15 protein-coding genes are annotated in these 13,919 nt (G+C 55.5%); all 15 read left to right on the plus strand.

Features of this window, described 5'->3' with window-relative positions; all coding sequences use genetic code 11:
• The first annotated feature begins 228 nt into the window (after positions 1-228).
• Positions 229-717 carry a DUF1441 family protein gene (locus tag L462_RS18705; protein WP_032677922.1) on the plus strand — a complete coding sequence of 163 codons (489 nt, stop codon included), beginning with the start codon at positions 229-231 and terminating at the stop codon, positions 715-717.
• On the plus strand, positions 717-2,819 hold the full coding sequence (locus L462_RS18700; RefSeq protein ID WP_032677923.1) for a phage terminase large subunit family protein: 2,103 nt from the start codon (positions 717-719) through the stop codon (positions 2,817-2,819). Before L462_RS18705 ends, L462_RS18700 begins: the two co-directional genes overlap by 1 nt.
• Positions 2,816-3,031, plus strand: coding sequence for a hypothetical protein (locus L462_RS18695; RefSeq protein ID WP_001704123.1), 216 nt, complete (start codon positions 2,816-2,818; stop codon positions 3,029-3,031). The genes L462_RS18700 and L462_RS18695 overlap by 4 nt, the downstream gene beginning before the upstream one ends.
• Positions 3,028-4,527, plus strand: a complete 1,500-nt coding sequence (locus tag L462_RS18690; RefSeq protein ID WP_032677924.1) for a phage portal protein — start codon at positions 3,028-3,030, stop codon at positions 4,525-4,527. The genes L462_RS18695 and L462_RS18690 overlap by 4 nt, the downstream gene beginning before the upstream one ends.
• The gene (locus L462_RS18685) at positions 4,454-6,487 is read left to right on the plus strand and encodes a ClpP-like prohead protease/major capsid protein fusion protein (RefSeq protein ID WP_369797546.1); all 2,034 of its coding nucleotides are present in this window, start codon (positions 4,454-4,456) and stop codon (positions 6,485-6,487) included. Before L462_RS18690 ends, L462_RS18685 begins: the two co-directional genes overlap by 74 nt.
• A gap of 83 nt (positions 6,488-6,570) precedes the next feature.
• A complete protein-coding gene (locus L462_RS18680; protein WP_032679667.1) occupies positions 6,571-6,897 on the plus strand; it encodes a DUF2190 family protein in 327 nt (108 codons plus the stop codon).
• Positions 6,898-6,922: 25 nt separating this feature from the next.
• The gene (locus tag L462_RS18675; protein WP_230852446.1) at positions 6,923-7,165 is read left to right on the plus strand and encodes a DNA breaking-rejoining protein; all 243 of its coding nucleotides are present in this window, start codon (positions 6,923-6,925) and stop codon (positions 7,163-7,165) included.
• Between the two features lie 9 nt (positions 7,166-7,174).
• Positions 7,175-7,753 (plus strand): phage tail protein, encoded by a 579-nt coding sequence (locus L462_RS18670; protein WP_032677925.1) that lies wholly within the window; start codon positions 7,175-7,177, stop codon positions 7,751-7,753.
• Positions 7,750-8,151, plus strand: coding sequence for a phage minor tail U family protein (locus L462_RS18665; RefSeq protein ID WP_032677927.1), 402 nt, complete (start codon positions 7,750-7,752; stop codon positions 8,149-8,151). The genes L462_RS18670 and L462_RS18665 overlap by 4 nt, the downstream gene beginning before the upstream one ends.
• Positions 8,152-8,160: 9 nt before the next feature.
• Positions 8,161-8,904, plus strand: a complete 744-nt coding sequence (locus L462_RS18660; protein ID WP_032677929.1) for a phage tail protein — start codon at positions 8,161-8,163, stop codon at positions 8,902-8,904.
• 10 nt (positions 8,905-8,914) lie between these two features.
• Positions 8,915-9,346, plus strand: coding sequence for a phage tail assembly chaperone G (gpG, locus tag L462_RS18655; protein WP_032677930.1), 432 nt, complete (start codon positions 8,915-8,917; stop codon positions 9,344-9,346).
• A 50-nt stretch (positions 9,347-9,396) separates the two neighbouring features.
• Entirely contained in the window at positions 9,397-9,669 is a 273-nt protein-coding gene (locus tag L462_RS18650; RefSeq protein WP_032677931.1) for a phage tail assembly protein T, read from the plus strand.
• Complete coding sequence (locus L462_RS18645; RefSeq protein WP_032677932.1) at positions 9,653-12,790, plus strand: phage tail tape measure protein; 3,138 nt, start codon at positions 9,653-9,655, stop codon at positions 12,788-12,790. The genes L462_RS18650 and L462_RS18645 overlap by 17 nt, the downstream gene beginning before the upstream one ends.
• A complete protein-coding gene (locus L462_RS18640) occupies positions 12,787-13,125 on the plus strand; it encodes a phage tail protein (protein WP_032677933.1) in 339 nt (112 codons plus the stop codon). The genes L462_RS18645 and L462_RS18640 overlap by 4 nt, the downstream gene beginning before the upstream one ends.
• A gap of 55 nt (positions 13,126-13,180) precedes the next feature.
• Positions 13,181-13,918, plus strand: a complete 738-nt coding sequence (locus tag L462_RS18635; RefSeq protein ID WP_032677934.1) for a phage minor tail protein L — start codon at positions 13,181-13,183, stop codon at positions 13,916-13,918.
• Position 13,919: the final 1 nt, after the last annotated feature.

Here is a 13,919-nt window from a genome sequence, read left to right on the forward strand (position 1 = left end):
ATGTTGCTCTTTCGCATGAACCATCGCTGGGCATACTATTCCTAAAAACAATAGCCAAACATTTTATGATGGGTCCTCGCCGCAGGGTGGTCTACCACGGGGCGGCGCGCTCGCGGGAAACGGCTAGTTTTTCGGATCCAGGGTCATCATCATCATGTGCGCAGGTCTTTGATTTAATTAGAGGCCATTTTCGTAAGATGTCGAATCGTTCAAAAAGTGTTCACCATCATGGACCAGGAAATTGCCACTTTAAAACTCAATATCAACCAGCTTGCAGGGATAACCGGCGTACACCGTCAGACGGTTGCCGCGAGGCTGAAAAATGTCGAACCCGCGCCTGGCAGCAACAGCAAATTAAAGCTTTATCTGGTGACTGACATTCTGACAGAACTGATGATCCCTACCGTTTCGGCCAATATCGATGATATGCCCCCCTCTGACAGGCTGTCCCACTGGAAAGCAGAGAACGAGAGGCTGAAGTTCGAACAGGATACGGGGCAGTTAATACCTGCAGATGAAGTGGCGCGAGAATTCTCATTGATGGCGAAAGCCGTCGTCATGGTACTTGAAACCCTCCCGGATGTGCTCGAGCGCGACTGTGCTTTAACGCCTGCTGCGGTTTCGCGCGTGCAAAGCGTTATCGATGATCTGCGTGACCAGATGGCCGAGAGGGTGCAGGACGCTGAAACAGAGGAGGAAGAGCCAGAGGAGGACTGATGGCAAAGCGGGCATCCGCCACCGGCATCCGCCGCGATGTTTCCGGTATTTTACGTGCCCCGCGTCGTATGCCGGTGGCCGATGCGGTCAGTAATTATATGCGCGTGCCTATGGGGGCGGGAAACTCCGTACCATGGGATCCGGATCTGGCCCCCTATGTTATTGAGCCAATGAACTGCCTGGCATCGCGTGAATATGACGCAGTGGTGTTTGTTGGCCCGGCGCGAACGGGTAAAACAATCGGACTTATTGACGGCTGGATTGTCTATAACATCGTCTGCGATCCGGCAGATTTGCTTGTGATTCAGGTATCAGAGGAAAAGGCGCGCGAGCATTCAAAAAAACGTCTGGACCGAACTTTTCGCTGTAGCCCTGAAGTGAAAACCCGGCTGAGCCCAAGACGTAACGATAACAACGTCTACGACCGTACATTTCGCGCCGGTAACTATCTGAAGCTGGGCTGGCCATCCGTCAATATCATGTCGTCCTCGGACTATAAGAGTGTGGCGCTGACGGATTATGACCGCTTTCCGGAAGATATCGACGGGGAGGGGGATGCTTTTTCACTGGCATCGAAGCGTACCACAACATTCATGTCCTCCGGGATGACGCTGGTTGAGAGCTCGCCCGGGAGAGATATCAGAGACACAAAATGGCGGCGCTCCACGCCCCATGAAGCCCCTCCGACCACCGGAATTTTATCGCTCTATAACCGTGGTGACCGCCGTCGTCTTTACTGGCCATGCCCGCATTGCGGCGAATATTTCCAGCCGGAAATGGACAATATGACCGGATACCGCGACAGCAGCGATCCTGTGCTTGCCAGCGAAGCGGCGTTTCTTCAGTGCCCTGCCTGCAAAGGGAGGATCGCGCCGGACATGAAGCGTGCGCTGAACATGAAATGTGTTTGGCTCCGGGACGGGCAAACCATCGACAGTAAAGGCCAGGTTAGCGGTGATGGCCGTCGTTCCCGTATTGCCTCCTTCTGGATGGAAGGTCCGGCAGCTGCTTACCAGACCTGGGCGCAGCTTATTTATAAGTTCCTGACCGCCGAGCAGGAATATGAATCCACGCGCAGCGAAGAAACCCTGAAGACGGTGATCAACACCGATTTCGGCAGGCCCTATTTGCCGCGCGCCAGCATGGAGCAGCGTAAAAGTGAATTGCTTGAGCAGCGTGCCGAAGAAGTCCCAAAACGCTCGGTACCGGACGGCGTGCAGTTTCTCACTGCGACCGTGGACGTGCAGGCCGGGCGCAACCGGCGCTTTGTTGTGCAGATTACGGGTTATGGAAGTATGGGTGAGCGCTGGATAGTTGACCGTTACAACATCCGGTATTCGCTGCGCTGCGACGGTAACGGGGAAAGCTTACAGGTGGATCCGGCGAGCTACCCGGAGGACTGGGACCTTTTACTCACCGACGTCTTTGATAAAACGTGGCCGCTCGCAGCTGACCCATCAAAGGGCATGGGGCTGATGTCGATGGCCGTGGACTCAGGGGGCGAAGATGGCGTGACGGATAATGCCTACAAGTTCTGGCGCAGATGTCGCCGTGAAGGGCTGGGTAAGCGTATCTATCTCTTCAAGGGGGACAGCGTCAGACGCAGCAAACTTATCCAGCGAACGTTTCCCGACAACACGGGCAGATCAACGCGCCGCGCACAGGCGACGGGTGATGTGCCTCTTTATCTTCTCCAGACCGATGCCCTTAAAGACCGGGTGAATAATGCGTTGTGGCGTGATTCACCCGGCCCTGGCTATGTGCATTTCCCCGCCTGGCTGGGCAGCTGGTTCTATGACGAACTGACGTATGAGGAACGCTCTAATGAAGGGAAATGGAGTAAGCCCGGCCGGGGCGCAAACGAAGCATTTGACCTGCTCGTTTATGCCGACGCGCTCGCCATCCTTAGTGGTTACGAAAAAATCAAATGGCCGTCAGCTCCTGAGTGGGCACGGCGGGAAACGTGGATCGAGGACACGCAGACGGAAACTGGCGAAATGCCATCCCCGCCGCCTGCGCCGAAATCTAAATCAAAACCAAAACGTGAGAAGCCCGTAACCGAGCAGGCTAATCCGTGGTCTTCGTCAGGAGGTTGGGTGTGAATCCAGCAGATATTCAAAACATGATCGACCGCTACGCTGCAGCCGAGCTGTCTGTTCTGGAGGGGAAATCAATCACTTTCAATGGGCAGCAGATGACGCTCGAAAACCTGTCGGAAATCAGAAAAGGCCGTCAGGAATGGGAGCGCCGACTGGCAACGCTCAATAATAAACGCCGCGGGCGACCCGGCTACAGGCTGGCGAGGTTTGGATGAGTTTTTTAGATGATGCGATTGGCGTGTTTTCGCCAGGCTGGAAAGCCTCACGCCTGCGTGCCCGTGCGGTAATTAAGGCGTATGAGGCGGTTAAGCAAACGCGTACCCACAAAGCCCAGAAAGAAAATCGCTCTGCCGATCAGCTCAGCCAGATGGGGGCGGTTTCACTGAGGCAGCAGGCGCGCTGGCTGGACAACAACCATGATCTGGTGATCGGCGTTTTCGACAAGCTGGAAGAAAGGGTGGTGGGTGCGAAGGGCATCATAGTTGAACCGCATCCGATGCTGAGTAACGGGAAGATCGCTAAAAAGCTGGCCACTGATATCCGCAGAAAGTGGGGCGAATGGTCCGTAAGACCCGATGTCACAACCCAGTTTACCCGCCCCATGCTGGAGCGGCTGATGCTGCGAACGTGGCTCCGGGACGGTGAGGTATTTGCTCAGCTGGTTCGCGGTACCGGAAATGGTCTTCAGCCCGTTGCTGGCGTGCCGTTCTGGCTGGAAGCGCTGGAGCCGGACTTCGTGCCAATGAACAGCGATGCCGCCACCCAGCTCAATCAGGGTGTTTTTGTCGATAACTGGGGGCGGCCTAAAAAATATCAGGTCTATAAAAGCCTGCCGGTGTCCGGGCGTCAGTTCGATACCAAAGAGATAGATGCAGAGAACATGCTTCATCTCAAATTCACCCGGCGCCTGCACCAGACCCGTGGAACGTCTCTTTTGTCAGGTGTCCTGATGCGGCTGAGTGCGCTGAAAGAGTACGAGGACTCTGAGCTGACTGCAGCAAGAATTGCTGCTGCACTCGGCATGTATATCAAAAAAGGCGACGGACAGAGCTTCGAGTCTGATTCCAGCAGCGATGACCGCGAGCTGATGATTCAGCCCGGGATGCTCTATGACGAGCTGCAGGCAGGGGAAGAAATCGGGATGATTAAATCCGATCGCCCGAACCCTAACCTCGAGTCGTTTCGTAACGGACAGCTGCGTGCTGTATCCGCCGGCAGTCGCCTCAGTTTTTCCAGCACATCCAGAAACTACAACGGCACGTACAGTGCCCAGCGGCAGGAGCTTGTCGAGTCAACCGACGGATATCTGATTCTTCAGGACTGGTTCATCGGTTCAGTGACCCGGCCCATGTACCGGGCCTGGCTGAAGATGGCTATTGCTGCCGGAGAAATCAAGCTGCCGAGAGGCATCGATATGGACTCGCTGTATAACGCGGTTTATTCGGGGCCCGTTATGCCGTGGATTGACCCCGTTAAAGAAGCGAATGCCTGGAAAACGCAGATCCGCGGCGGTGCTGCTACTGAATCCGACTGGATACGTGCCAGCGGTCGCAACCCGGATGATGTTAAGTCACGCCGTAAAGCGGAGGTTGACGAGAACCGTGAACAGGGCCTGGTGTTTGACACAGACCCCGCCAATGATAAAGGAGGCACCAGTGCCGAAGCCAAAGAACCGGGCGCGCCACCGTCCGAAAGCCAGCGTAAAAAGTAATTCGTGGTTCCGCATGCAGGCCAGCAATAACAGCGAGGCCGACATTTTTATTTATGACGAAATCGGGTACTGGGGCGTAACGGCGAAACAGTTCGTCAATGATCTCCGGGCACTTGGGGACATCACCCACATCAACCTTTATATCAACTCACCCGGTGGTGATGTCTTCGACGGCATTGCTATCTATAACGCGCTGAAGCACCACGGCGCGGCGATTACCGTTCATATCGACGGTCTGGCCGCTTCAATGGCGTCGGTGATCGCTATGGTAGGCAATCCGGTCATCATGCCTGAAAACACGATGATGATGATCCATAAGCCATGGGGGTTTGCTGGTGGTGACGCGAGCGATATGCGCGACTATGCGGATCTGCTCGACAAGGTTGAATCCGTGCTTATCCCGGCTTATGCGCAGAAAACCGGAAAATCCACAGAAGAAATTGCGGCAATGCTGGAGGACGAAACCTGGATGAACGGCAGCGAGTGCCTTGAACTGGGTTTTGCCGACCAGGTGACACCATCCCTTCAGGCTATGGCCTGTATTCATTCAAAACGTATTGAGGAATTTGAAAAAATGCCAAAAAGCATTCGCAACATGATCACCCCGCCGCGCAACACTACCCAGCGTGACCCGGTTATTACCCAGCCTCCGGCACCGCAGGCAAAAACAGACCCGGCACCGGATGAAAATGCGATCCGCGCGCAGGTAATGGCTGAGCAGAAAGCCCGCGTTAACGCTATCGGCGATCTTTTTGCCATGTTCGGCAATAAACATATGGAACTGCAGAATCAGTGTGTGGCCGACCCTGATTGTTCCGTCGAAAAGGCGAAAGATTTGCTGCTGGCAGAACTCGGTAAAACGGCCACGCCATCAAATAAAACCACCCAGCCACATATTCATGCGGGCAACGGTAACTTCGTCGCGGATGGTATTCGCCAGGCACTGATGGCGCGTGCCGGGTTCGAAGGTCAGGAGCGGGATAACGTTTATAACGGTATGACGCTGCGCGAGTATGCGCGTATGGCCCTGACAGAAAAAGGCATCGGTGTGGCCAGCTACAATCCGATGCAGATGGTAGGCCTGGCGCTGACCCACAGCACCTCTGACTTTGGCAACATTCTGCTCGATGTTGCGAACAAAGCGCTGATTCAGGGCTGGGACGAGGCGCAGGAAACCTTCGAGCAGTGGACCAAAAAAGGCCAGCTGTCAGACTTCAAAACGGCGCATCGTGTCGGCATGGGTGGTTTCCCTTCTTTGCGACAGGTTCGTGAAGGGGCGGAGTACAAGTACATCACTACCACTGACAAAGGCGAAACTATCGCGCTTGCCACTTACGGTGAAATCTTCTCTGTAACCCGCCAGGCGATCATCAACGACGATCTCAACCAGCTCACCGACGTACCGATGAAGATGGGGCGCGCGGCGAAAGCAACGATTGGCGATCTGGTCTACGCCATCCTGACCAAAAACCCGAAACTCTCCGACGGCAAGGCGCTGTTCCATGCCGATCACAAGAACCTGAGTTCGGGCGCAATTTCCGTGGCCAGCCTGGATGAATCGCGCAAGCTGATGCGTCTGCAGAAAGAAGGGGAGCGTACCCTGAATATTCGTCCGGCCTACATGCTGGTGCCCGTCAGCCTGGAAACCCTGGCGAATCAGACTATCAAGTCGGCCAGTGTTAAAGGTGCAGATATCAATGCCGGGATCGTTAACCCTATCCAGAACTTTGCAGAAGTCATTGCAGAACCACGTCTGGATGAAGCTGATGCGAAAGCCTGGTATCTGGCTGCCGCGAAGGGCACCGACACCATCGAGGTTGCGTATCTCAACGGCGTCGATACCCCTTACATCGATCAGCAGGAAGGCTTCACCACTGATGGTATCGCCACGAAAGTACGTATCGATGCCGGTGTGGCACCGCTGGACTATCGCGGCATGACCAAATCCACTGGTCAGTAAAAAACAGTCCTGACAAACAGATGCCCTTAAGGGCTTTTTTTATACCTGAAACCAGCCCCGCAAGGGGCTGAATGGAGAAATTTATGGCTAAGAACTATGCGCAGGACGGGAAAACGATCCCTCTGGTAAATAGTGGTACAACCGACATTCAGAGCAGCGATCCGGTTGTGGTTGGCAAACTTATCGCTGTGGCGATTACTGATATTCCTGTCGGCGATACCGGGGACGGCATTACTGAAGGGGTATTCCTCCTGCCAAAAGTCCCCGCTGATGCAGTTACTGCCGGGGCGCAGGTGTATCTGAAGGACGGCAAAATCACGATCGAAGAAACGGATGCCGTTGCCGCAGGTATCGCCTGGGAAGAGGCAGGGGCAAGCACCACCGTTGTTGAAGTTAAGATCAATGCCTAACCCCTTTGACCGGATGGCGGCGCGCATGGACGCGGCCACCATAAAAAAGATGGGAAAGACAGCGATCATCAATGGCAGCAGCTATGACGTTGTTCCCGCCGAGCAGCTGGAGGAAATGGGGCCATTGTCGGGAACAGGTACTTCGCTGGTGGTTTTCTCTGAGCTTTACCAGCCACGCCGAAACGACAGTGTCGACTACGACGGTAAGAACCTGACCGTTACCCGCTATGACATGTTCAACGGAAAACCCCGCATCCATCTCGAATGAGGAGGCGCTATGTCCGTGAAAGGACTGGAAAGGGCTATTCAGAACCTGAACAGCCTCAGCCGGATAATCGTTCCTGAGGCAACCGCAAAAGCACTTAACCGGGTGGCCAGCAGAACGATAAGCCAGGGGAGCAAAGCTGTAGCGAAAGAAGCAACAGTTGATGATAACCGGAAAAAGGGGCTTCCGGTTCGTCTGGTCCGCCAGCGTTCCCGTCTGCGCAAGGCCCGTCACGACCGTCCGGTTGCATCGATAAAAATCAACCGCGGTAATCTTCCTGCAATAAAGCTCGGCACGGCACGCGTCAGGCTGTCGCGTAAAAAAGGTGCCAGAAATGGAGCGGGCAGTGTCCTTAAGATCGGACCCTATACCTTTCGCAACGCGTTCATTCAACAGCTGGCGAACGGACGCTGGCAGGTCATGCGGCGCGTAGGTCAGGCCCGTTATCCGATTGATGTGGTCAAAGTTCCTCTTGAGACACCGCTCACAGTGGCTTTCACCTCTATTTCAAAACGCCTTATTGAAAGCGACATGCCAGAAGAACTGTCCGCGGCCCTGAAAAACCAACTTAGGATCCACCTGAAGCGATGAACCGACACAGCGCAATTCGTGCAGCCATTCTGGCAAAAATGAAAGCAGACATCACCGACCCCGTCACCTGGTTTGACGGACGTCCTGTTTTTCTTGAAGAGCAGGATCTTCCTGCCGTTGCTGTTTACCTCTCTGATGCGGAGTACACCGGCGATTCGCTCGATGAGGATTCGTGGCAGGCGGTTGTCCACATCGAGGTATTTCTCAAGGCCTCCAGCCCTGACGCCGCGCTGGATTCCTGGATGGAAGAGAAAGTGTATCCGGCAATGGCCTTCATCCCGGGACTGAATGATTTAGTCGAGACGTTCACCCCGCAGGGTTACGACTACCAGCGGGATGATGAAATGGCCACGTGGGGTTCAGTCGATTTCACGTATGTAATCACCTATTCAATTTAAGAGGTACTTATGCCTACTCCAAACCCGCTGGCTCCCGTGAAAGGCGCCGGTACCACGCTTTGGCTGTACACCGGAACGGGCAATGCTTTTGCCAACCCGCTCTCGGATATTGACTGGAATCGCCTGGCAAAAATCAAAGAGCTGACGCCGGGCGAAATGACCGCCGAATCTTATGACGACACCTACCTCGACGACGAGGACGCCGACTGGAACGCGACCGCCCAGGGGGCAAAATCTGCTGGCGATACCTCGTTTACCCTCGCCTGGAAACCGGGCGAAGAAGGGCAAAAAGACCTGGTCGCATGGTTTATCGACGGCTCAGTGCGCTATTACAAAATCAAATACCCGAACGGTACCGTCGACGTTTTCCGCGGCTGGTGCAGCAGCCTGGGTAAAGCCATTCCGGCAAAAGAGGTCATTACCCGTACAGCGAAAATCACCAATACCGGCAAGCCGGAGCTGGCTGAAGAAAGCGGGACCCCGAATATCCCCGTGACCGGCGTTACGCTCGATAAAGCCACGGCAAGCGTGGTCGTGGGCGCAACCACAACGCTCAATGTGACGGTTAACCCTGCCAGTGCCTCAGATACCTCGTTCCGCGTGGCAACCTCCGACGGGGCAAAAGCAACGGTCACCGTTAGCGGCAACGCGATCACCGTCACCGGCGTTGCGGCAGGCACCGCTGACGTTATTGTTATGACCAGCGATGGTAATTTCGTAGCGGTCTGCAAAGTCGCCGTAACTGCAGCGTAAGGAAGGACGCATGTTTCTGAAAAAAGAGAAGTTCACCTGGCAAACAGAATCCCTGACCATCTTCGAGCTGTCGGCGCTGCAGCGTATTGAGTACATCACGTTTATGGCCGCAGAGGAAAAGGCCGTCAGCGCTGACAGCGACGGCATCAGCGATCAGGAAATGACGGCCAGGCTGATTGGCTCAAATATTCGCTGCGGTGCGCGTTTGATCGCGATGTCTTTGTGGCATAACGATCCGGCTGGCACGGATGTGGAAACGCTTTATCAGCAGGTGCTTAGCGGCTGGCCGCCGGAGGCGATCGGTAAAGCAGAAATGGAAATAAAGCTGCTCTCCGGCATGCTCGTTCCGGTTGAGGATGACAATCCTGCCGATCCGGATGCCTCAGCGGAGGCCGAAAGCGCTGAACCCGTTACGGCGGAAAAGCCCTTGCCAGCGAGCTGAAGTTTGTCCTGAATCTGGCGCGCGAGTTCGGGCGACCCGACTGGCGCGCCATGCTGGCTGGAATGACTTCCAGTGAGCTGGGCGACTGGCACCAGTTCTACCGGGAGCATTATTTTCAGGACGCGCAGCTCGATGCGCATTTCTCAGAGCTGCTTTATTCCATCTCCACTCTTTTCTTCCGCGACCCGGAACTTACCCCCGCACATTTCAGCCTGCTTTCTCCTTCGGATGTCGTCATCAGCGATGACGAGCCGAATGATGACACGCTGATGACCGCCGCTGAGGGGATCACAGGAGGTATCCGATATGGCCCAGCAGATTAGCGATCTGGTTATTAAGCTGGATGTTGACCGCGCAACCTTCAGCGAGCAGGTCGCCCGAATCAAAGGGCAACTGACAGGAATGGCGGATGAGTCTGATAAAGTTCAGGCGCGAATGCAGCGTGCTGCGGACCGTCAGAGCGCAGCACTAAAGAGTGTGGGCGACGCTGGCGCGGCGGCCGCCGCAGATATGAAATCCCGTCAGTCAGCCGCAACGGAAGGGCTGACAAAAGACTGGCAGAACGTTTCTAGGTCCGTTGATGAAATTTATCGCCGCGTGACCGAACTTAACCAACGCATGCGTGAGAATGACGGGCAGGCTGCAGCGCTTGCCCGCCGACAGGATGAACTGGCGGCATCATTTTTCCGTCAGATTGACGGCGTTCGCCAGCTCAATGGTGAAACACAGTCGCTTGCGAGCGTGCAGGCGCGCCTTCGTGCTGCCAGAGCGCAGGGAAATATCACCCAACAGGATTATCTTGCTCTTATTTCCAGAACCACGGCCAGGCAAAAAGAGCTGCAGATCGTTGAAGAGAAATCAGCTGCAGCGCGTACCCGATTCCTCAATCAGCTGAAGCAACAGGTTGTAGAGCAAAAACTCTCCGGCACCGAGCTGTTGCGTATGAAGGCAGCGCAGGTTGGTGCCAGCGATGCGGCTGAGGTCTACATCCGCAAGCTTGAGGCTGCCAAAGTCGCCACGCATGGGTTGGGGCTGCAAAGTGCGGCAGCCCGACGCGAGATTGGCATCCTGGTTGGTGAAGTTGCAAGAGGTAACTTTGGTGCCCTGCGCGGCTCCGGTATCACTCTGGCCAACCGCGCCGGCTGGATTGACCAGCTGATGACATTGCGTGGTTTGGGAATTGCGGGTGTTATAGGTGGTATTGCTGTAGCAGTTGTAGGGCTAGGTAAAGCTTGGTATGACGGCAGTAAAGAATCAGAAGAGTTTAACAAACAGCTGATCCTCACCGGGAACTATGCAGGAAAAACCTCTGGTCAGCTTCAGGCGCTGGCGCGCTCAATGGCTGGCAATGGCATTACCCAGCATGCAGCTGCAGGTGTTCTTGCACAGGTTGTTGGAAGCGGTGCATTCAGTGGCAATGATGTCAGTATGGTCACCAACGTTGCCGCCCGGCTGCAGCAGGCCACTGGACAGGCCGTAGATGAAACCATTAATCAGTTTAAACGACTGAAAGATGATCCTGTTAATGCGGTCACGACGCTCAACGATTCCCTTCACTTTCTGACGGCCACCCAGTATGAACAGATAGCTTCTGCTCAGGCGCTGGGGGATTCGCAGAAAGCTGCCGAGCTGGCCATGCGGGCATATTCCGACGCGGTCATTCAGCGCGCCGGGGCGGTCGAGGATAATCTTGGCTCCCTCGAAAAAGCCTGGAACTGGGTGAAGAATGCCGCCTCCGGTGCGTGGGATGCGATGCTGGGCGTCGGGCGTAATCCTGACACCGCGATGAAGCGCCAGGACTCTTTTGCTGAATGGCAGGCAGCAGAGAAAGAGTACCGCGCGCTGTCCAGCAATCTTAAGGTCGACCCGGATTATGCCGGTAACAATGTTCTGCAGAAAGCGGATGCGGAAAGGCTCAGAAACGCGCGTCAGCAGGTGGAGCTGAAAAAGCAGGCTTACGATCTTGCCGATCAGCAATACGCCCAGGAAGGGCTGGCAGCCGCGCGGGAAAAAATGCGGACGGACCAGCAGGCTCAGGCAATCCGCAACCAGCAGCAGTTTAACCAACTGGTGGAGTCCGGCGCGACGGCGGCAGAAAAGCGGGCTTCAGCAGAGAAAAAGCTCAGTCAGCTTATTGAGAAAAATCGCCAGGATGCGAAAGACGGTGTCGCCACGCTGTGGACTGAAAAAGACATTGCCGCGGCCCGCGCCGGGATTGAAAAGCAGTGGAAGGATCCAAAAACGCCGAAAGGCAAAAGCTACTCAACGCCCGCCGGCGACAAAGCCGAGGAAAAGGCGCAGGCCGAACTTCTCACCCTTCAGGCCCAGCTTAAAACGCTTGAGCAGCATACCAGCGTGAACGACGTCATAAGCAAACAGCGTCAGGATCTCTGGCAGACTGAAAATCAGTTCACCGTTCTGCAGGAGGCCGCGGGGCGTCGTCAGCTTACGGCGCAGGAAAAATCCCTGCTGGCGCACAAGGAAGAAACGCTCGAGTACAAGCGGCAGCTGGCCGATCTTGGCGATAAGGTTGCCAGCCAGCAAAAGCTCAACCAGCTGTCCGATCAGGCCGTGAAGTTTGAGCAGCAGCAAAAAGCCGCCAGGGCGGGCCTGCAGGCTCAGTCTGAGGGGATATCCACCCGGGAAGCCGGGCGACAAACTACGCTGGAGCGTCTCAGCGAAAGCTATTCGTACAACCCTCAGGCGCAGCAAAAGGTTCTCGAAGAGCAAAGGGCGACGTTCGAGGCTGAAGATGTCCTGCGCGCAAACTGGCTGGCCGGTGCGAAACAGGGCTGGGCCGAATATCAGGATTCAGCGACAAACGTTTTCAGCTCTGTTCAGCAGATTTCGCAGGCTACGTTCAGCGGGCTGGCGGGCCAGCTTACCAGCCTGACGACAACCGGGAAGGCGAGCTTCAGGGACTTCACCAGCTCGATCCTTAAAATGATAGTGTCCGTTATCAATCAGCTGCTGGTGGCTTACACCATCCAGAGCGCAATGGGCTGGGTTAGCGGCGGGGCGAAAACCTCCTCTGCAGGTCAGTCATTCGCGGTCCCGTCATACCGGCCACAGGGTTTTGACGTGGGCGGTTTTACCGGGCACGGCGGCAAGTACGAGCCAGCCGGTATCGTTCACCGCGGGGAATTCGTCTTCACCAAAGAATCAACCAGCCGCATCGGCGTGGCTAATCTCTATCGCCTGATGCGCGGGTATGCCTCGGGTGGTCTGGTCGGCGGCGGGAGCGCAGCCGGTGCTGGCATGGGCGGGATCAGTGTTTATGCCCCAGTCAGCATCAGCCAGCAGGGGAGTGACGGGAGCATAAATCAGGCGAACGCCACGGGGACGGCGAAACAGCTGCAGGCGATTGTTCAGCAGACAATCACCGAGCGACTGAAAAAAGAAATGTCCGCAGGCGGCGTGCTTTATTCGAGGAGGACACCGTGACAGACACGTTTACCTGGCGCACCAGAAAAACAGCGCAGGGAACTGAAACAGCCCGAACGCTGCAGGCCCAGTTCGGGGATGGCTACAAACAGATAGCAGGGATGGGGATCAACGACAAACAGGAAACGTGGAACCTGGACTGGACGGGCACCAGACAGGAGGCGGCTGCGCTGCGCGCTTTTCTGATGTCTCACGTTACTAAATCGTTCTGGTGGACCACGCCATGGGGAGAAAAAAAGCTGTTCAGAATGAAATCCGATTCGTTCAGCGTTTCTTTCCCTACCGGGAAAAAAGCCACTGTGGCCTTCACTTTTGAACAGGCGTTCGCGCCCTGATTTTCTCGACAAACACTGAAAGCTGCCTCCGGGCGGCTTTTTTTATGGGGGGAGTATGAGTTTTACGGCAGACATCCAACAGCTTGAGCCCGGCAGCGTTATTCAGCTGATTGAGATCGACGGCACTGAATTCGGTATGGATCAGGTGCTGCGTTTTCATGCGCACAATATTCAGGAAGAGGGGTGGGCAGCCTTCGCTGCAGAAAATCTGCCCGCCATTATCTGGCAGGGAAACCAGTACGATCCCCATCCCTACGAACTGAAGGGGATGGAATTGTCGAGTACAGGTTCACAGCCAACGCCCACGCTGTCCGTCGGGAACGTCGGAAACTATGTCACCGCGCTGTGTCTTGAATATGACGATATGGTCAGGGCTAAGGTCAAAATCCATACCACGCTTTCGAAGTATCTCGACGCCGCCAACTGGAAAAAAGGTAATCCGGGTGCCAGCCCTGCCGATGAGCGCGTACAGCTCTTTTACGTCAATGCTAAAACCGCAGAGACGCGGGTACAGGTTGATTTCGAGCTGTGTTCTCCTTTCGATATTCAGAGCCTGCAGCTGCCGACACGGCAGATTACGCCTGTCTGCACCTGGTGTATGCGGGGCTGGTACCGAAGCGGGACCGGATGCGATTACAACGGCACGAAATACTTTACCAAAGACGGTACGCCGACCGATGACCCGTCGAAAGACGTTTGTGGCGGCCGCCGGCAGGATTGTCAGGATCGTCACGGCCCGGACGCGCCGCTGCCGTTCGGTGGTTTTCCGGCCGCCAACCTGCAGGGGAAATAAA

This window comes from Enterobacter sp. BIDMC 26 (assembly GCF_000534435.1).
GTDB lineage: Bacteria > Pseudomonadota > Gammaproteobacteria > Enterobacterales > Enterobacteriaceae > Enterobacter > Enterobacter ludwigii.